Origin of the sequence: Kribbella sp. NPDC050820 (genome assembly GCF_040653975.1) — a bacterium.
GTDB lineage: Bacteria > Actinomycetota > Actinomycetes > Propionibacteriales > Kribbellaceae > Kribbella.
In genome coordinates this window covers 59,564-76,553 of sequence record NZ_JBFAHB010000006.1, presented here as the reverse complement: position 1 = coordinate 76,553, position 16,990 = coordinate 59,564, and the positions used below count along the sequence as shown (strand labels likewise).

Genomic DNA, 16,990 nt, shown 5'->3' with positions numbered 1-16,990 from the left:
GTTCATCAGACTGTCGATGCGAGCTGCGCTGATCACTCCACACAGCGTAGGAGCAGCCGAATCAACTTGCAAGCAAATGGATATTTATTCATTCAGTCCGGCGACCGCGTCCACCAGCACATCGATGCCCTCGGCAACAGCCTTCGCGGTCAGGCCGCCGTACCCGAAGACCAGCCCGGCCGGCCCGGCGCCCGCCATCCAGTACGGCGCCAGTCCGTAGACCCCGACGCCTCGCTCCAGCGCGGCCGCCATCACAGCCTGCTCCGGCAACCCGTCCGGTAACCAGGTCATGACGTGCAGGCCGGCCGAGATGCCGACCGGGACAAGCTCCGGCAGCCGCTCGGCCAACCGGTCGACGAGCGTGTCCCGAAGCAGCCGGTACCGCGGCCGCATCCGCCGCAGGTGCCGGTCGAACTCACCCCGCGCGACGAAGTCCGCGAACGCCAACTGCTCCAGCACCGGCGAGCCGCGATCGTCGACCAGCTTCGCGGCCGTCATGTCCTCGACCAAGCGGTCCGGCAGGACCAGCCAGCCGAGCCGAAGCCCCGGCGCCAGCGTCTTGCTCGCGGTCCCGGCGTACGCGACCCGGTCGGGCGCCAGGCCCTGGATCGCGCCGATCGGCTCCCGGTCGTACCGGTACTCCGCGTCGTAGTCGTCCTCGACGATCAGAGCGTCCCGCCGCGCCGCCCACGCGACCAGCGCGGCCCGCGTCTCCGCCGACGCCACCGCCCCGGTCGGGAACTGGTGTGCCGCCGTCACCAGTACGACGTCCGCCCCGGACTGATCGAGTGCGTCGACGTCGATCCCCGAATCCAGCACCGGTACGCCGACCACCTCGAGCCCAGCCGCCTTCGCGACGTCCCGCAGCTCGTTGTCGGACGGGTCCTCGAGCGCCAGCCGCCGGTAGCCCTGTTTCGCGAGGACATGCAGCAGCAGGCGCGAGCCCTGGGCGAAGCCGTTGCTGACCAGCATGTTCTCGGGCCGGGCCGCCGTACCTCGCACTCGGTTCAGGTAGTCGGCGAGCGCATGCCGGAGCTCGAGGGCGCCACGGCCGTCGAGGTAGGCGAAGCTCAGGTGCGGGGCTTCGTTCAGCACCTTGCGGAGCGAGCGCAACCAGGCAGCGCGCGGGAACTGGGAGACGTCCGGTCGGCTGTACTTGAAGTCGATCCGCGGCGGACCGCCGGCCGGCGCCTGGATCGCGGATGCCTCGACGACGGCGATGTCGGCCACCTGGGTGTAGCCGCCGCCTCGGCTGATCAGGTACCCCTCGGCGACCAACTGCTGGTACGCCTCGACCACGACGCCGCGGGACAGACCGAGGTCCTGGGCGAGCGCGCGGGTCGACGGCATCACTGTGTCCGCGCGCATCAGGCCCTGCCGGATCCGGTCCCGGATCGCCTTCTCCAGCTGCTGGTGCAGCGGCACTCCGGCATCCCGCCGGAGCTCGACCAGCAGCTCGCCGGCGCCGGAACTGGTCCTGTTTCGGCTCACACAACTGGACCTTATCGGAGTACCGCTGCGCTGTCAGGGTGGTGCAAAGACCAGAATCCAGGAGGGGAACGATGACCACGCTGCTGCAGAACGGCGACGCCGGCTACGACGAGGCCCGGAGCGTCTGGAACGCGATGATCGACCGCTACCCGGCCGCGATCGCGCGCTGTCACGACACCGCCGACGTCGCCGCCGCGGTCCGGTTCGCCCGGGAGGCAGGGCTGGAGATCGGGGTCCGCTGCGGCGGCCACAGCATCGCAGGCCACGCCGTACCGGATGGTGGGCTGATGATCGACCTGACGCCGATGAACGCCGTCCGGGTCGATCCGGACCGGCAGCTGGCCTGGGTTCAGGGCGGGGCGTTGCTGGGTGAGCTCGACAAGGCGGCGCAGAAGTTCGGTCTGGCGACGACCGCGGGGAACGTCTCGCACACCGGCGTCGGCGGGCTCACGCTCGGCGGCGGGATGGGCTGGCTGGCCCGGCAGTTCGGCCTGGCATGCGACAACGTGGCGTCGTACGAGCTGGTCACCGCGGATGGCTCGGTGGTCCGGGCGAGTGCGGACGAGAACCCGGAGCTGGACTGGGGGTTGCGCGGTGGCGGCGGGAACTTCGGCATCGTCACGTCGTTCGAGTTCCGGCTGCACCAGGTCGGCACCCGGGCGCTGGTGGCCGAGTTCAGCTATCCGATGGCTGCGGGGTTCGACGTACTGCGCGGATGGCGGGAGCTCAACGCGACCGCGCCGCGGCAGGCGACCTTCACCGCGAACGTCACTCCGGACGGCGTGACGGTCGGCTACGTGTGGATCGGCGACGGTGGATACCAGCTCCTGCCGGCCCTCCGCGCGCTCGGTCCGGTCGCCGACGAGCACGTCGAGGAGATGTCGTACCTGACGCTGCAGAGCCGCGACGACAACGTGCAAGGGCACCGCTACCGGCGCTATTGGAAGGGTCACTACTTCAAGTCGCTGCCCGACGACGCGATCCGCGCACTGCTGAACACCCCGGGCCTGTCCGCGAGCCTGCAGGCGTACGGCGGTGCGATCGCCGACGTGCCGGACGAGGACGCGGCCTTCAGCCACCGGGACACGCTGTTCGAGTTCGTCACCGCGACCCGCTGGGAGGACCCGGCCGAGGACGCGACCCGGATCGCCCGGGTCCGCGAGTACGCCGCCGGACTGGCGCCGTACGCGAGCGGCGCCTACCTGAACACGCTGAACGGCGACCCGATCAACCGCGCCTTCCCGCCGGCCAAGCTGGCCCGGCTGACCGCGCTGAAGACGGCGTACGACCCGGCCAACGTCTTCCACCTGAACCAGAACATCCGCCCCGGCGAGGCGACCACCGAGACCGCGGCCTGACTGGTACTCCTGGAGGGTGGAGTTCGAGGCGGTGTTCGCCGATGTCGCCCGGGTGATCGAGGGCATCGGCGTGGTCATCATGGCGATCGGCCTCGCCGTCTGCCTGATCCGCTACGCGTACGACGTCCTGCGCAAGGGCGCCGGCAGCTACCAGCAACTGCGGGTCAACCTCGGCCGGGTCATCCTGCTCGGCCTGGAGATCCTGATCGTCGGCGACATCGTCCGCACGATCATCGTCGACACCTCCGTCGAGAGCGTCCTGGTCCTCGGCCTGATCGTGGTCATCCGCACCGTCCTCAGCTTCGCCCTCGAGGTGGAGATCTCCGGCGCCTGGCCGTGGCAGCAACGCCCCACCAACTAGTTGGCATGATGGAGGTGTGCACACCGATCTGACGCCCGAACTGGCGGCGACGATCGAGGAGGCGTTCAACCGGCGGGACCGGGCGAACATGCAGCCGACGATCGACTTCTTCGTGAACCTGCTGAAAGAGCACCCGGACAACCCGTACGTGTTGTACGAGGTGGGCGGGTCGTACGACACGGACGGGCAGGAGGAGCAGGCGGTCGTCTACTACGAGCGCGCGCTGCCCGGGCTCACCGGCGAGACCCGACGCAAGTGCCTGCTGCAGTACGGCAGCACGTTGCGCAACCTCGGCCGCTTCGACGAGTCCCTGGACATCTTCAAGGCCGCGTGCGCCGAGTTCCCCGAGTCCGACTCGCTGCGGGTGTTCAAGTCGCTCACCCTGCACGCGGCCGGCCACAAGGACAAGGCGCTCGCCACGCTGCTCCTGGTCATCGCCGACCGCCTCGGCACGCCTGAGATCAAGCGCTACGAGGCGGCCATCCGCGGCAACGCCGACTACCTCGCCAACCTCTGAGGCTCAGCAGGCGCAGGCGATCCCCAGCGGCGCGGTGAGCGGGTCGGCGGCCCGGCGTTCGATCCCCGCGGCGGTCTCCACCGGGAGGCCTTCGCGGGCCCAGTACTCGAAGCCGCCGATCATCTCCTTGACCGGGTAGCCGAGCTTCGCGAACTCCAGCGCCGCCTTCGTCGCACCGTTGCACCCAGGCCCCCAGCAGTACGTCACCACAGTGACCCCCGCGGGTACGACGGACGCCGCCCGGGCAGCGATCTCCCGGGTCGGCAGGTGGATCGCGCCGGGCACGTGACCCTGGTCCCAGCTCTCCTGGCTCCGGCTGTCGACCAGCACCCACCCGGTCACACCGGCCCCGATGTCGGCGGCCACGTCCGACACGTCCGCCTCGAACGCGAGCCGCCCGGCGAAGTGCGCCACCGCCGCGTCCCGGTCGGCGGCGGGCGTCTGCAGAACAGCCGAAGTGTGCAGGTCAACGGACATTCGGGGCTCCTTCTCGATCAGCGGAGCCACCAGCGTCCGGCATCGGGGCCTAGCGCAACAGTGGCAGAAATGCCCTAGTACCGCAAAATACTGTCATCCCTGCATCTTGGCCCGCGCCCGGGCCACCTTGATCGCGGCCTTCAGCGTCTCGACGTCGTACGCGCCGTAGTGTCGCTGTCCGTTGACGAAGAACGTCGGTGTCCCGGACACCCCGCTCAGGTCGGCCGACTCCACGTCCTGCGCGACCCGGGCCGCAGCCACGTGCCGCTTCACGTCGTCGTGCAACTTCTGCTGGTCGAGCCCGAGCGCCTCGGCGTACCCGAGCAGGTCCTTGGGCTGCAGGTTCTCCTGGTTCGCGAGCAGCAGGTCGTGCATCTCCCAGAAGGCGCCCTGCGCGGCCGCCGCCTCCGACACCTCCGCCGCAATCTGCGCCCGCGGATGGACGTCACTCAACGGCAGGTGCCGCCATACGTACCGCAGGTCGTCGTCTTGCAACAGGTCGCGGACGACGGGCTCCGCCATCCCGCAGTACGGGCACTCGAAGTCGCCGTACTCCACCAGGGTCACCGACGCCGTCTCCGGACCGCGGATGTGGTCGCGCTCGGGATCGACCGGATCGGCCAGGTCCACCAGTTGCTCCGCGTCGCCGAGCAGAGCCAGCGCCTTCTTCGGCGGCGAGAGCAGCTTGGCCGCGCGGAACACCAGCCAGGTCAGCCCCGACGCCACCAGGACCGCCGACAGCAGCCCAAGCTTCGCCTCTGCGAGCGCCGGGCCCTCGAACGCGATCGTTGCAATCAGCAAGGAGACCGTGAACCCGATGCCGGCGATGGTGCCGCTGCCGACCACGGCCGCCCACCCGACCTGCGGCCGGTAGCGCCCGCCGGAGAAGCGGGTCAGCAGCCAGGACACCACGGACACCGCGACCGGCTTGCCGACCACATAGCCGACCAGGATGCCGAGTGTGATCGGCGAGGTGTACGCCCGCCCGAGGAAGTCGAGGTCGATGGTGATGCCGGCGTTCGCGAGCCCGAACAGCGGGACGATCAGATAGCTGGTCCACGGGTGGTAGAGGTACTGCAGCCGCTCGTTCGGCGAGATCGTCGCGGTCAGGCCGACCGTCGCCGAACGGGCCAGCTCGGGGGTCGGCTGCTCGCGGAACAGCCGGAACAAACCGGTCGCCTGCTCGAGCTCCTCCCGCCCCGGCGAGTACGCCGACGCCGTCAGGCCGATCGCCAGTCCGGCCACCACGGGATCGACCCCGCTGGTCAGCAGCGACGCCCACGTGACGACGCCCAGTACGACGTACGCCCAGGCCTTCCGCACTCGCAGGACCGCCAGCACCACGACGGCTCCGAAGGCGACGATCGCCATGGCCAGCGGCATCAGCTCGATGTTCTCGCTGTAGACGACGGCGATGACGAGCAACGCGATCAGGTCGTCGACGACGAAGACCGTGAGCAGGAACACCCGGACCCGGTCGGGGACGCCGCGACCGACCAGCGCGAGCAGGCCGAGCGCCAGCGCGGTGTCGGTCGACATCGCGACACCCCACCCGTGCGCACCCTCACCGCCGGCGTTGAACGCGAGATAGATGAGGACCGGGAGGATCATCCCGCCGATCCCGGCGGCGAGCGGGAGCACGAACCGGCTCCGGTCGCGCAGGTCGCCGAGGTCGAACTCACGCCGCGCCTCCAGGCCGACCACCAGGAAGAACAGCGTCATCAGGCCGCTGTTGACCCACTCCCGCAGGTCCATCGCGAGCACCTCGCGCCCGAGCCCGATCGACAGCTCGGTCCGCCAGAAGTCCTCGTACGTCCCGGGCGCCAGATTCGCCCACAGCAGGGCGACCAGGATCGCCCCGGCGAGGACGCCGGAACTGCCCGCCTCGGTCCGCAGGAAGGCGCGCACCGGCGCCGCGAACTCCCGCCGCCAGCTCGTCCGCCCACTCAGCAGGCCGGCGAAGTCCGTCATGCGTTCACTGTATCGTTCTGGGTTCAACGACCCAGAAAAAATCGGCTGCCGATCCGGCTAACAGTTTGGGGGGTGCGGGCTGCATGATGTCTCCTGAGGATCACTCCAGCCACGGGGTGCCCGATGGTTCGAGCATGCCTGGAGTCCCGTTGACCGACCAAGATGTCGCTGTGACCTCGGCAGACGCGTTCGCGCGTCTGGCGATCGAGTTGCACGACGCTCCCGGGGTGGAGGAGACGGTCGACGCCGTCGTCCAGTTCGCCCTGCAGGCGCTGAGCTGCACCTATGCCGGCGTCGCCCTGTACTCCCGTGGCTCCCGCCCCGAGGTGGCGGCGGTGACCGACCCCGTGGTCGCCGACGTGTACGACCTTCAGATCAGCACCGAGACCGGCCCGCTCGTCACCGCGCTCCGCGACCGGTCCACGATCCTGATCCGCGACACCCTCACCGACGACCGCTGGCCGGAGTGGGCCGCCAAGGTCGCCGCTCTCGGCGTCCGCAGCGTCCTGGACGTGCCGCTGGCCACCGGAGACGGCAACCGCTCGACAGTCGGCGTCCTCGGCCTTTACTGCCCGACCCCCGACGCCTTCAGCCCTGACGACGAGGCGATCGCCCACATCCTCGCCCGGCACGCCTCCGTCGCGGTCGCCTCGGCCCGGCACGAGGAGACCATGGCCCAGGCCGTCGACGCCCGCAAGCTGGTCGGCCAGGCGATGGGCATCCTGATGGAGCGCTTCGACGTCGACGGCGACCGGGCCTTCGCCATCCTCAAGCGCTACTCCCAGGACACCAACACCAAGCTCCGCGACGTCGCCCAGCAGCTCATCGACACCCGCAAGCTCCCGCACTGACGCTTGCAGGCGGCAACAAACGTCAGCGGACGCCGGTGGCGCGCTTGATGGTGAAGTCGAACGCCCGGTCGGGCAGGACACGGCGCAGTGTGACCAGGGGCTTGGCGGCGAAGCCCACCAGGTAGCGGGTGCGCGGCCGGCGAGCCGTGACGGCCTTGGCGATGGCGTCGGCGATCACCGAGGGCGGCGACGTACGGCGGTCGGCCAGCTCCGAGTCCATCGACCTTGCCATCGGCTCGGCCTGGCCGGCGTACGGGCCCTCGGCCGAGACCTTGCGGAGGTTGTCGGCGGCGATGCCACCCCACTCGGTGCGGATGCCGCCGGGCTCGATCACGACGACGTCGATGCCGAACGGCTTGACCTCCAGACGGAGGCAGTCGCTGAGCGCCTCGAGGGCGAACTTGGTGCCGTGGTACCAGCCACCGAGCGGCGTGTAGATCTTGCCGCCCATCGAGCTGATGTTCACGATCGTGCCGCTGCGCTGCGCCCGCATCCCCGGCAGCACGAGCTGGATCAGCCGCGCGGCGCCGAACACGTTCACCTCGAACTGGTACCGCGCCTCCGCCAACGGCACGTCCTCGAGCGCGCCGTACGAGCCGTAGCCGGCGTTGTTCACGAGTACGTCGATCCGCCCGGCCTCGGCCAGGATCCGGTCGATCCCGGCGCGCATCGAGTCCTCGTCGGTGACGTCCATGGCGATCGGGTGGATGCCGTCGGCGGCGAGCTTCGCCATCCGGTCCACCCGGCGGGCGGCGCCGTACACGGTGAAACCGAGGCCGTGCAGCTTGCGCGCGGTGGCCTCGCCGATCCCCGACGAGGCACCGGTGACGAGAGCGATCTTCGTGGTCATGACCCGTCCTGGAGATAAGATGAACTCTGGTTCACGATTATCATGAACCATGGTTCACGATATTGCAAGGGAGACCGCATGAGTCCGCGTGCCGACGCCGTCCGGAACCGGCAGAAGATCCTCGACGCCGCCCGCGAGCAGATCACCCGGCACGGGCCGGACGCCGGGATGGACGAGATCGCCGCCGCGGCCGGCGTCGCCGTCGGCACCCTCTACCGGCACTTCCCGAACAAGACCGACCTGGTCACCGCGGTGATCGCCGAGCACCTCGGCCATGTCGCCGACGACGCCGAGGCCGCGCAGGCGCGGGTCGCGGCCGGTGCCGACCCGATGACCGAGATCACCGCCCTCGTCGAGCGGGTCCTGGAGGCTTCTGCCACCGATGCCGCCGTCAAGGCGGCCGCCCGCACACTCGGCGCCGGGACTGCCGACGAGCCCGCCGAGATCCGCGCCCGGGCCGCGGTCGACGCCCTGATCGAGGCCGCCCAGCGCGACGGCGATCTGCACCCCGACGTCACCGTGGACGACTTCTACCTGCTGATCTCGTCCGCCCCGATCGACCAGCCTCCGGCGGTCCGGGCACGCTGGCTCACTTTGGTCTTCCCCGGCCTCACCACTCGCGGGCGCCACAGCGGTTGAAACGTTCCGAAAATATAGGAAAAGTAACGACGCCGGGCTCCTTCATCGGGTGCATACTTCAAGAAGAATTGGGTACCCCGCCCGTCAGTGGTCACATGTCTCCAGCACTGATGGACATCTGGGGATCTTGGGGTTGAGCTTGACGCCGGGGCTTGTGCGGCCAGAACCGCGGACCGGGTCACGTCCCGGCGTCCAACTCCTCTTCTCCCTCCCCGCCATTACCCTTGTCGCGTGGGTGAGTGGCGGCCATTGACGGGTCCGTCTCGGCAGGTGGCGCTGGAGATCCTGCTCGACGGCCCGTTGTCGCGCGCCGAACTGTCCCGCCGCGTGGGCCTGTCGCCCGGCAGCCTGACCCGGTTGACCAAGCCGATGGTGGAGTCCGGGCTGCTCGTCGAGGTGTCCGCCGGGCCGACCGACGCGCGCGTCGGCCGCCCGTCGCAACCCCTGAACCTCGATCCGGCCTCACACCACTTCGTCGGCATCAAGCTCACCGGTGACTCCGCGATCGGCGTCCTGACGACGCTGCGGGCCGAGGTGATCGCGAGTATCGAGCGTCCGCTCAGCGACCCCACGCCGTCCGCGGTGTGCCGGCTCGTCCTCGAACTGGCCGACGATCTCGCCGTACAGGTGCCTGGGCAGCGCCCGATCACCGGACTCGGCGTGACCGTCGGCGGCCGGGTCGGGAGCAACTCCGAGGTCCGGTGGGGCCCGTACCTGAACTGGGTCGACGTGCCGCTCGGCGAGTTGCTCGCGGCGGCCACGGACACGCCGGTCGTGGTGGCGAACGACCTGAACGCGTTGACCGAGGCCACGCACTGGTTCGGCGCCGGCCGCGGCTCGGACCGGTTCGTGCTGCTGACGATCGGGGTCGGGATCGGGTACGGCCTGGTCGTGCACAACCGGGTCGTCGACAGCCCCGACACGAGTATCGGCCTGATCGGCCATCATCCGCTGGTTCCCGACGGACCACGCTGTGACCGCGGGCATCGCGGTTGCGCACTGAGCCTGCTGACCGTCGGCGCGATCACCGACCAGGTCGGCAGCGCGCTCGGCCGGAGCGTCGAGTACGAGGAGTGCCTCGACCTCGCCGCAAAGGGCGACGCGGCGGCCGTTGAGGTGGTCGGCAGGGCGGGCCGTGCACTGGGCCGCCTGATCGCCGCGGCTGCGAACTTCACCATGCCCGAGCTCGTCGTCCTCGGTGGCGAGGGCGTCCGGTTGGCCGAGGTCGCCCAGGACGAGTTGCTCGTCGGCCTGCACGGCGACCGTCATCCGTCCGGCGCGGAGCTCCCGATGGTCCTGCAGCCGGCTGATTTCTCCGAATGGGCCCGTGGCGCCGCGGTCGTGGCCATCCAGACCTTCGTCCTCGGCCGCTAGATTCCCGTCGGTCCGTAGATGGCGTTCGGGCGGTCCTCGACGTACGCCCAGTAGCGGTCGCCGAACGACCAGTGCCACCACTCGGTCGGGTAGTTCACCAACCCGGCCGCGGTCAGGACGTCGGCCAGCAGCAAGCGGTTCGTCCGCGCCTCCCGGCTGATGTTGGCCGCGTCGAAGAAGCACGCGCCGCTGCTCTGCTCGGGTGTCGCGTCGATCGGCGTCCCGAGGTCGAGCGGACCGTGCGCGCCGATCAGCGTCAGATCGACCGCTGCCCCGGCGACGTGCGGCGCGACCTCGACCGGCGAGACGAACCGGCTGGCCAGCACGTGGACGTCGTGGTCGGAGATCCCCGGATGCAGCCGCTCGAGCTCGGCGCGGTACCGGTCGTAGATCTCCTGCTGGTTCTCGATCGGCCGCAGCCCTTCCACGACCTGCAGCCGTACGCCGGTCGGCAGGAAGGCGTCGGCCATCGCGAGCCGGTCCGCGACACTCTCCCGGGCGAACTGGCGATCCAGCGTCGCGAGGTTCCGGGTGAACAGGTCGACCAGTGGTTCACCGCTCTCGATCGCCGGGAGTTGGGTGATCCGGTCGTCGCTCAGCAGCACGGTCATCGACGAGCCACCGCCGTACGCAACAAGGTGTCGACGACCTCGGCGTAGCTCATCCCGGCCGCCGCCCACATCCGCGGGAACTGCGACGCCGGCGTGAACCCGGGGAGCGTGTTGATCTCGTTGACCACCGGCTCACCCTCGGCCGGGACGAAGAAGTCCACCCGCGCGAGCCCTTCGCACCCGAGCACGTCGAACACCTCGATCGCCGTACGCCGAAGCCGATCGGCCAACGCCGGATCCAGCGGCGCCGGTACGACGAACCGCGTCGCACTGCTGTCGTACTTCGCAGTCGCGTTGAAGAACGGTTGGCCCGGATCGCTGTGGATCTCCAGCGCCGGCGCGGTGTCGACCCGCCCGTCCGGGAACTCCAGCACGGCAAGGTCGATCTCCCGCCCGACCATCTCCCGCTCCACCAGCACGTGCGGATCGAGTACGGCGGCGTCCGCGATCGCGGGCGACAACGTCGGCAGGTCGGTCGCCCGGGCGACGCCGAAGCTGGAGCCGCCGTTGCCGGGCTTCACGAACACCGGGAAGTCGAGCCCGGCCGCCTTGAGCTTCTGCATCGCGGCCTCGGTGTCGGTCAGGTCCGCGCCCCGCAGCGTGACACCGGGCGTGACCGCGATGCCGTGCGCCCTCAGCACCGACTTGGTCAGGTGCTTGTCGAGCCCGACCGCGCTGGCGGCCACGCCGCTGCCGACGTACGGAACCTTCAACTGGGACAGGAACCCCTGCAGCGTGCCGTCCTCGCCGCCTTCGCCATGCAGGGCCGGGACGGTGACGTCACAGGCCTGGAGGATCTCGATCGCCTCGTGCTGACCGTCCTCCCAGTTGCCTTCGGCATCGATCACGAGCGGGATCGGGGTGTGGCCGAGGATACTGATCGCCCTGGCGATCCCGCGGCCGCTGGCCAGCGACACCTGGTGCTCGGGGCTCGCGCCGCCCATCACGACTGCCACCTTCATCGGGCCGCCCCCTCGTAGCGCCGCGGCACGCGGGATCCGATCCCGCAGTAGATCTCGTGCGGGATGGTGCCGGCCCACGCGGCCCAGTCCGCCGCCGTCGGCTCACCCCGCGAGCCGTCGCCGAAGATCGTCACCGGCTCTCCTGGTTCGACCGGGAGATCGCCCGCGTCCACGACGAACTGATCCATCGCGATCCGCCCGATGACAGGCATCCGGACGCCTCGGCACAAAACGCTGGCCTGCGCACCGGCGACTCGCGGGATGCCGTCCGCGTAGCCGAGTGGGACGAGCGCGACCGTCGTATCCCGATCGGCGACGAAGTCGTGCCCGTACGAAACCCCTTCGCCTGCACGGATCCGCCGTACCTGGGCCAGCTTGCTCATCAGCCGCATCGCCGGCCGCAACCCGAGCCCGGTCTCGTCGATCCCGTACAACCCGGCGCCGATCCGGACCAGGTCGCAGTCGGGCGCATCCAACGTGATCGCCCCGGCGGAGTTCGCCAGATGTACGACGGTCGGCTGGAGACCAGCGCGATTCGCCAGCACCAGGCCCGTGCGGAGGAGTTGGAGTTGATGACGACTTTGGACCGCATCCGGGCGGTCGCCGTGCGAGAGATGCGACCAGATGCCGCGGACCGTGACTGCACCGAGCGCCTCGTAGTGCGCGGCCGCTCGGGTCAGCTCGATCCACTGATCGGGTGCGCTGCCGGAGCGATGCAGTCCGGTGTCGAGCTTGAGGTGCACGTGGCGGACCGCCGGGTTCGAGACCACTCGCTGCAGCTCGGCAATCGTGGAGACGCTGACATCCACGTCGACGTCGCCGAGCAGCATCAGCTCGGCGGCGTCGTACAGCCAGGTCAAGATCGGGACGGTCAGCCCGGCGGCGCGCAGTTGCAGCGCCTCGTCGGCGCGGGCCACGCCGAGCCAGCTCGCGCCGGCCTCGACGGCTGCCCGGGCGACCGGTGCGGCGCCGTGGCCGAAGGCGTCCGCCTTGACCACGGCCATCACGCTCTGCGGGATCACGCTGCGGAACGCGCGAATGTTGTGGCGAACCGCCGAGAGGTCGACGACCGCCTCGGACAGGCCGGCGATCCCACGTGCTGCCGGGCGGTGGCGGGACAGGCTCTGGACCAGGTTCATGGTCGTCATTGTTGTTTCCGGCAACGGCCGGATACGTCGGCTCGCGGAACGAACTGTGCGGCACGCTGCTACGACCGTGGTATGACCCGGCTCCTCCAGATGAATGAAATCCGCCCGTCCGGCGAACTTTCCCGGGGATACTGGAGCTGTGGAGGCCACGGATCACCTGAAAGCGTCGCTGCTGGCGGCGATCGCGCTGGCCAACACCTTCGGGTCCACCTGGCGCCAGGGCCGCCCGGCCGCCGAACCCGACACGGCTGCGGTCGACGCCGTACTGCGCCTGACCACCAACCAAGCGGTCGACTCTGACGTCTCTCAGTGGGCGCTGGGTGGGCGGCGACTTTATGACGCGCTCGTTTTCCTGCCCGAGGGGCGGGTCGACGAGGCGGTCGAGGTGGTGAACGAGCTCCTCAAGGCGACCAAGGCGGCGCCACAGCTGACCCGGCACGCGGACGCGCCCTGGCACCTGCACTTCGGGGACCCGGACTCAGCAACCGGCTGGATCGCAGAGTTCGTCACCGCAACAGCAGCCCTCCTAGGCAGCAACGACATCCACCGCCTCCGCCGCTGCGAGGCCACCCGCTGCGAGGACCTCTTCCTCGACTCAACCCGCAACCACACCCAACGCTTCTGCTCACCCCCCTGCCAAAACCGAACCAAAGTAGCCGCCCACCGCTCCCGCACCACCTGACCCCTCACCACCGCGTCCCGGCACCGGTCGAGCGGCTGGCCCCTTTGCGGTCACCATGGTTGCTTCTGGCATCCATCCGAGCTTTCGGTACAGGTGGGCGCCTTCCACTGTCGCCATCAACAGACCTGTCTCGGCACCACGCTCGAAGGCCCGCCGGCTCAACGCGCCCATCACCACGCTCCCCAGCCCCCGCCGCCGATGCTCCGGCTCGGTCTGAATGTCGTGCATCACCGCGTCCCGCCCGACCACCGCCGCCATCCCGCGGGCCGCAACCGAACCATCCGACGCCAGGACCCGCGCGTACTCCAGCGCCCCGTCGGACCTCAACTCCACCCCGTACTCCGCAGTCACCGGCCTCGGGTGATCCCGCAGCCCCACCGTCATCAATACCTTCTGCTCCGGAAACACCTCCAGCCCACCCGCCGCCAGCCGCCGAGCCACCCCATCCCCGTCCAGAGTCGTCACCGTCAGCCAAACCCCCTCAACCGCCAGCCCCACCAGCCGATCCACCACCCCCGACGCACCCGTCAACGCGAACAACTCCCGCTCCCGCCCCGGCAACCCCAGCACAACCCCCAGCGCATCCCGGTCCTCACTCACCACCCCCAACCCCCGACACAACCGCCACCCCTCAACCCACCGCCGCAACACCTCACTCATACCCGCATCGTAACTGCTTATCCGAGATTAGTCAGTTACATCCCGATGAGGCCCGACGGCTCGGCCAGAGCGGGGCGGAGGCCGGGAGCGGAGGCGGAGGCCGGGACCAGGGCCGGGGCCGGGGAGCGGGGGCCGGGGAGCGGAGGGCGGGGGCGGAGGCCGGGGGCGGAGGCCAGGGCCGGGGCCGGGAGGCGGGGACGGGAGCCGGGTTCGGGGACAGGGGTGGGAGCAGCGTGGGGCGGGGCGTGGGAGCAGCGTGGGGCGGGGACGTGGGGCGGGGCGTGGGCGTACTGCGCCAGCCCTCAGCTGCAACCGCGGTCGCCGCAGCCGCCTGCCGGTCGGCGGGCGTGGGGCGGGGACGGGGTGTTCGGCGGGGCGTACTGCGCAGCCTTCAGTTGCGACCGCGGTTGCCGCAGTCGTCCGCCGGGCGGCGTGGCCCTGAAGACGGCCGCGGCGCTGCGCCTGGTGAAGGTTCGCGGCCGGAGACGGTAGGCCCTGGCGGTACGCCGTGTGCGAGACGGTGCTTCCCGGGATCAGGGTCTGCCACTTCGAGGTGGGTGCCCCTGATATGTGCTCGTTGTTCGTAGACGGCGTCCGCTGCGTCGAGGAGGTCGCGACGGTCAGGACGTGCTCCAGGCCAGACTGGTCCCGTGAACATCGGGCCGATCGGGGTCCTCGGGGCGGGATCGTAGGAGCCGGTGTCGGGCGGTCGACGAGCTCCTTCAGCCGTCGACCAAGGCGATGGGTTACATCGTGCCGAGCGCAGGTCGTACAGGCTGGGGTGTCGCCGCCGGCACCAAAGGCCTCCGGGATGCGGTGACACGTCCTCTGCGCGGCGGTGACACGTCCTCTGCGCGGCGGTGACACGTCCTCGGCGACGCGGTGACGCGTCCTCTGCGATGCGTTGGCAGACCTCTGCGGAGCGTTGGCACGGATGCGGCTCGGTGCAGCGGACGAGGCCGATCCTGGGTTTCGCCAACGCCTCTCGGGCGCGGCTGCGCATACGGACTTCGTCGTACGCGCGGCCGTCGTCGACGTGACGCGCCGCGTCGACTGGCCGGGGATGGACCCGCTGCTGACCGAGCTGTCGGGTTATCTCCACCGGAAGCTCGCGGCCGGTGCTGCACACCGACTTCCGCGGCCCGATCGAGAGCGGGCTGCCGTCCTCGCCGGAAGGTTCGAGCCGGCGCCCGGGATGCGGTCAACTGCGCAGGCGAGGCGACCGGCTCCGCAGCTCAAACAGCCCGGCCGACAGCCGTGCGACAACAACGTGGATCGCGTCCTGAGCTCTTCGACGCGGCCGGCGCCCCGGAGATGCACGAACTCGACGCGCTCTGCTGTTCGCCGTACGGCGCCTGCACGCCGACCCGGTCGCGCCGTGCAGCTATTCCGGGAATCCGTGGCCGGGCGCGTGTGAGCGTCGCTGGTGGTCAGGTTGGGGCGGGGACTGCTTTTTCGGCGGCTCGGCTTACGTCTTCCCAGGCGGACCAGGTGGTCATGCGTTGCTGGGAGATGTCGAAGGCCAGGTCGTAGACCATGCTGCCGAGGAGGAGGCGGAGGGGTGGGGTGTCGCTGGCAACCAGCTTCATGAGGGCTTCGGCGGCGAGGCGGGGCTCGCTGTCGATGGAGCCTTCGGCCCACTGCTTCTCCAACTCTGCACGGAGTGGGTCGTAGACCGGGTTCGGAGTCGTGGCGGTTGTGTTGGCGTAAAGGTCGGTCCAGTAGCCGCCGGGTTGGACGATGGTGAGTTTGACGCCGAAGGCAGCAGCCTCGGCGGCCAGCGCTTCGCTCATGCCTTCGAGGGCGAACTTGCTGGCGCTGTAGAGACCAGTGCTCGGAAAGCCGCCAAGCGCGCCGATGCTGGAGATCTGCACGATGTGCCCACTGCCCTGCGCCCGAAGCTGCGGCATGACGGCTTGACTGACCCAGAGCGCACCGAAGAAGTTGAGGTCGAACTGGGCTCGCGCCTGCGCCTCGGAGAACTCCTCGACCATCCCGGCATACAGCGCGCCGGCGTTGTTCACGACGATGTCGAGCCGGCCGAACTGCCGGACCGCCTCTGCAACCACGTCGAACACGGCCGACCGATCGGTCACGTCAACTGACAGCGGGAGCAACCGGTCCGGATGCAGCTCGGCAAGGTCGCCGAGGGGCGACGTATCGCGAGAGACGCCGACGACCCGATCGCCGGCAGCGAGAGCCGCCTCGGTGAAGGCGCGCCCCAGCCCGCGGCTCGCGCCGGTGATGAACCAGACCCGACCCTCGACCGCACCGGATGCCGTTTGACCAGCGGTTTCCATCTCGGGCCCCTCTCTTTAAGCGAGACGGTCCGTTCCGTCTCGCGACAACCAGAAGCTTGCCTGACCAACGACATGACTGTCAAGACGGACCGTCTCGTCTCGTTGACTGGTAAGGTGGCCGCATGCCCAACCCGAGTCGCCGCAGCGAGACCTCTCGCCAGGCGATCCTCAACACCGCCCTGGACCTGGTCGCCGATATCGGCTACCCCAAGGTCGCGATCGAGATGATCGCCTCCACCGCCGGCGTCGGCAAGCAGACGATCTACCGCTGGTGGCCGTCGAAGGGCGCACTGCTGTTCGACGCCTTCCTCACCCTGGCCGGCACGCCCGACGGCGAGCTGGCCGCGCTACCCGACACCGGCGACCTGGCCGCCGACCTCAAACTGGTCCTGAACGCCACCGTCGAAGACCTGGACAACCCCCGCTACCGGCAGACGATGCGCGCCCTGCACACCGAGATCGTGCACGACCCCGCGCTGGCCGCCGACTACCACAAGCGCCTCGACGGGCCGATGCGCGAAGTGAAGAAGGACCGCCTCAGAGCCGCCCAGCAAGCCGGCCAGATCTCGAAGGACGCCGACCTGGACGTCGCCGTCGACCTGATCTTCGGCCCGATCCTCAACCGCTGGCTGCAACAGACTGGCCCACTGACACCGGAGTACGTCGACACCCTCGTCGACACCGTCCTGTGCGGCCTGCAACCGCGTGAGGCGGCCGCTCCGGCTGTTTGATAGACGG

Annotated in this window: 17 protein-coding genes; 8 read left to right on the top strand and 9 right to left on the bottom strand. The window is 69.8% G+C overall.

Annotated elements, in window-relative coordinates:
- Window positions 1-84: 84 nt before the first annotated feature.
- Window positions 85-1,491 carry a PLP-dependent aminotransferase family protein gene (locus AB0H36_RS08050; protein ID WP_360518433.1) on the bottom strand — a complete coding sequence of 469 codons (1,407 nt, stop codon included), beginning with the start codon at window positions 1,489-1,491 and terminating at the stop codon, window positions 85-87.
- A 71-nt stretch (window positions 1,492-1,562) separates the two neighbouring features.
- Between AB0H36_RS08050 and AB0H36_RS08045 the strand changes: the two genes are divergently transcribed.
- The 3 genes from AB0H36_RS08045 to AB0H36_RS08035 are packed head-to-tail and all read left to right on the top strand — an operon-like array spanning window position 1,563 to window position 3,727.
- Window positions 1,563-2,849 (top strand): FAD-binding oxidoreductase, encoded by a 1,287-nt coding sequence (locus AB0H36_RS08045; RefSeq protein WP_360518430.1) that lies wholly within the window; start codon window positions 1,563-1,565, stop codon window positions 2,847-2,849.
- A gap of 16 nt (window positions 2,850-2,865) precedes the next feature.
- Window positions 2,866-3,210: a DUF1622 domain-containing protein gene (locus tag AB0H36_RS08040; protein WP_360518427.1), complete on the top strand. Its 345-nt coding sequence runs from the start codon at window positions 2,866-2,868 to the stop codon at window positions 3,208-3,210.
- Between the two features lie 16 nt (window positions 3,211-3,226).
- Window positions 3,227-3,727 carry a tetratricopeptide repeat protein gene (locus AB0H36_RS08035; RefSeq protein WP_360518424.1) on the top strand — a complete coding sequence of 167 codons (501 nt, stop codon included), beginning with the start codon at window positions 3,227-3,229 and terminating at the stop codon, window positions 3,725-3,727.
- A 3-nt stretch (window positions 3,728-3,730) separates the two neighbouring features.
- Here AB0H36_RS08035 and AB0H36_RS08030 read toward each other — a convergent pair whose 3' ends face one another.
- Complete coding sequence (locus AB0H36_RS08030; protein WP_360518421.1) at window positions 3,731-4,204, bottom strand: rhodanese-like domain-containing protein; 474 nt, start codon at window positions 4,202-4,204, stop codon at window positions 3,731-3,733.
- Window positions 4,205-4,297: 93 nt separating this feature from the next.
- Window positions 4,298-6,175, bottom strand: a complete 1,878-nt coding sequence (nhaA, locus tag AB0H36_RS08025) for a Na+/H+ antiporter NhaA (RefSeq protein ID WP_360518418.1) — start codon at window positions 6,173-6,175, stop codon at window positions 4,298-4,300.
- A gap of 134 nt (window positions 6,176-6,309) precedes the next feature.
- Here nhaA and AB0H36_RS08020 point away from each other — a divergent pair, with 134 nt between their 5' ends.
- The gene (locus AB0H36_RS08020) at window positions 6,310-7,026 is read left to right on the top strand and encodes a GAF and ANTAR domain-containing protein (RefSeq protein WP_360518415.1); all 717 of its coding nucleotides are present in this window, start codon (window positions 6,310-6,312) and stop codon (window positions 7,024-7,026) included.
- A 22-nt stretch (window positions 7,027-7,048) separates the two neighbouring features.
- Here the strand turns inward: AB0H36_RS08020 and AB0H36_RS08015 are convergent, their stop codons facing one another.
- A complete protein-coding gene (locus AB0H36_RS08015; protein ID WP_360518412.1) occupies window positions 7,049-7,876 on the bottom strand; it encodes an oxidoreductase in 828 nt (275 codons plus the stop codon).
- Between the two features lie 78 nt (window positions 7,877-7,954).
- On the opposite strand from AB0H36_RS08015, the gene AB0H36_RS08010 reads away from it, so the two are divergent.
- Together AB0H36_RS08010 and AB0H36_RS08005 are read left to right on the top strand one after the other, a co-directional pair.
- Window positions 7,955-8,515, top strand: coding sequence for a helix-turn-helix domain-containing protein (locus tag AB0H36_RS08010; protein WP_360518409.1), 561 nt, complete (start codon window positions 7,955-7,957; stop codon window positions 8,513-8,515).
- Between the two features lie 231 nt (window positions 8,516-8,746).
- A complete protein-coding gene (locus AB0H36_RS08005; protein WP_360518406.1) occupies window positions 8,747-9,889 on the top strand; it encodes an ROK family transcriptional regulator in 1,143 nt (380 codons plus the stop codon).
- Here the strand turns inward: AB0H36_RS08005 and AB0H36_RS08000 are convergent.
- The 3 genes from AB0H36_RS08000 to alr are packed head-to-tail and all read right to left on the bottom strand — an operon-like array spanning window position 9,886 to window position 12,601.
- On the bottom strand, window positions 9,886-10,500 hold the full coding sequence (locus AB0H36_RS08000; protein WP_360518403.1) for a M15 family metallopeptidase: 615 nt from the start codon (window positions 10,498-10,500) through the stop codon (window positions 9,886-9,888). The two genes, AB0H36_RS08005 and AB0H36_RS08000, sit on opposite strands and share 4 nt — an antisense overlap.
- On the bottom strand, window positions 10,497-11,462 hold the full coding sequence (locus AB0H36_RS07995; RefSeq protein ID WP_360518400.1) for a D-alanine--D-alanine ligase family protein: 966 nt from the start codon (window positions 11,460-11,462) through the stop codon (window positions 10,497-10,499). Before AB0H36_RS07995 ends, AB0H36_RS08000 begins: the two co-directional genes overlap by 4 nt.
- Window positions 11,459-12,601, bottom strand: a complete 1,143-nt coding sequence (gene alr / locus AB0H36_RS07990; protein ID WP_360518397.1) for an alanine racemase — start codon at window positions 12,599-12,601, stop codon at window positions 11,459-11,461. The genes AB0H36_RS07995 and alr overlap by 4 nt, the downstream gene beginning before the upstream one ends.
- A 148-nt stretch (window positions 12,602-12,749) precedes the next feature.
- On the opposite strand from alr, the gene AB0H36_RS07985 reads away from it, so the two are divergent.
- Window positions 12,750-13,292: a CGNR zinc finger domain-containing protein gene (locus AB0H36_RS07985; protein WP_360518394.1), complete on the top strand. Its 543-nt coding sequence runs from the start codon at window positions 12,750-12,752 to the stop codon at window positions 13,290-13,292.
- Here AB0H36_RS07985 and AB0H36_RS07980 read toward each other — a convergent pair.
- Together AB0H36_RS07980 and AB0H36_RS07975 are read right to left on the bottom strand one after the other, a co-directional pair.
- Complete coding sequence (locus tag AB0H36_RS07980; protein WP_360518391.1) at window positions 13,236-13,892, bottom strand: GNAT family N-acetyltransferase; 657 nt, start codon at window positions 13,890-13,892, stop codon at window positions 13,236-13,238. The two genes, AB0H36_RS07985 and AB0H36_RS07980, sit on opposite strands and share 57 nt — an antisense overlap.
- A gap of 1,490 nt (window positions 13,893-15,382) precedes the next feature.
- A complete protein-coding gene (locus AB0H36_RS07975) occupies window positions 15,383-16,252 on the bottom strand; it encodes an SDR family oxidoreductase (RefSeq protein ID WP_360518388.1) in 870 nt (289 codons plus the stop codon).
- A gap of 122 nt (window positions 16,253-16,374) precedes the next feature.
- Between AB0H36_RS07975 and AB0H36_RS07970 the strand changes: the two genes are divergently transcribed.
- Entirely contained in the window at window positions 16,375-16,983 is a 609-nt protein-coding gene (locus AB0H36_RS07970) for a TetR/AcrR family transcriptional regulator (RefSeq protein ID WP_360518385.1), read from the top strand.
- Window positions 16,984-16,990 lie beyond the last annotated feature (7 nt).

Bases quoted from the DNA above. Each gene is read 5' to 3' on its own strand.
- AB0H36_RS08015 (WP_360518412.1), bottom strand. From the start codon at position 7,876: ATGACCACGAAGATCGCTCTCGTCACCGGTGCCTCGTCGGGGATCGGC.
- nhaA (WP_360518418.1), bottom strand. From the start codon at position 6,175: ATGACGGACTTCGCCGGCCTGCTGAGTGGGCGGACGAGCTGGCGGCGG.
- alr (WP_360518397.1), bottom strand. From the start codon at position 12,601: ATGAACCTGGTCCAGAGCCTGTCCCGCCACCGCCCGGCAGCACGTGGG.
- AB0H36_RS07995 (WP_360518400.1), bottom strand. From the start codon at position 11,462: ATGAAGGTGGCAGTCGTGATGGGCGGCGCGAGCCCCGAGCACCAGGTG.
- AB0H36_RS08000 (WP_360518403.1), bottom strand. From the start codon at position 10,500: ATGACCGTGCTGCTGAGCGACGACCGGATCACCCAACTCCCGGCGATC.
- AB0H36_RS07975 (WP_360518388.1), bottom strand. From the start codon at position 16,252: ATGGAAACCGCTGGTCAAACGGCATCCGGTGCGGTCGAGGGTCGGGTC.
- AB0H36_RS08030 (WP_360518421.1), bottom strand. From the start codon at position 4,204: ATGTCCGTTGACCTGCACACTTCGGCTGTTCTGCAGACGCCCGCCGCC.
- AB0H36_RS08010 (WP_360518409.1), top strand. From the start codon at position 7,955: ATGAGTCCGCGTGCCGACGCCGTCCGGAACCGGCAGAAGATCCTCGAC.
- AB0H36_RS08020 (WP_360518415.1), top strand. From the start codon at position 6,310: ATGCCTGGAGTCCCGTTGACCGACCAAGATGTCGCTGTGACCTCGGCA.
- AB0H36_RS07970 (WP_360518385.1), top strand. From the start codon at position 16,375: ATGCCCAACCCGAGTCGCCGCAGCGAGACCTCTCGCCAGGCGATCCTC.
- AB0H36_RS08045 (WP_360518430.1), top strand. From the start codon at position 1,563: ATGACCACGCTGCTGCAGAACGGCGACGCCGGCTACGACGAGGCCCGG.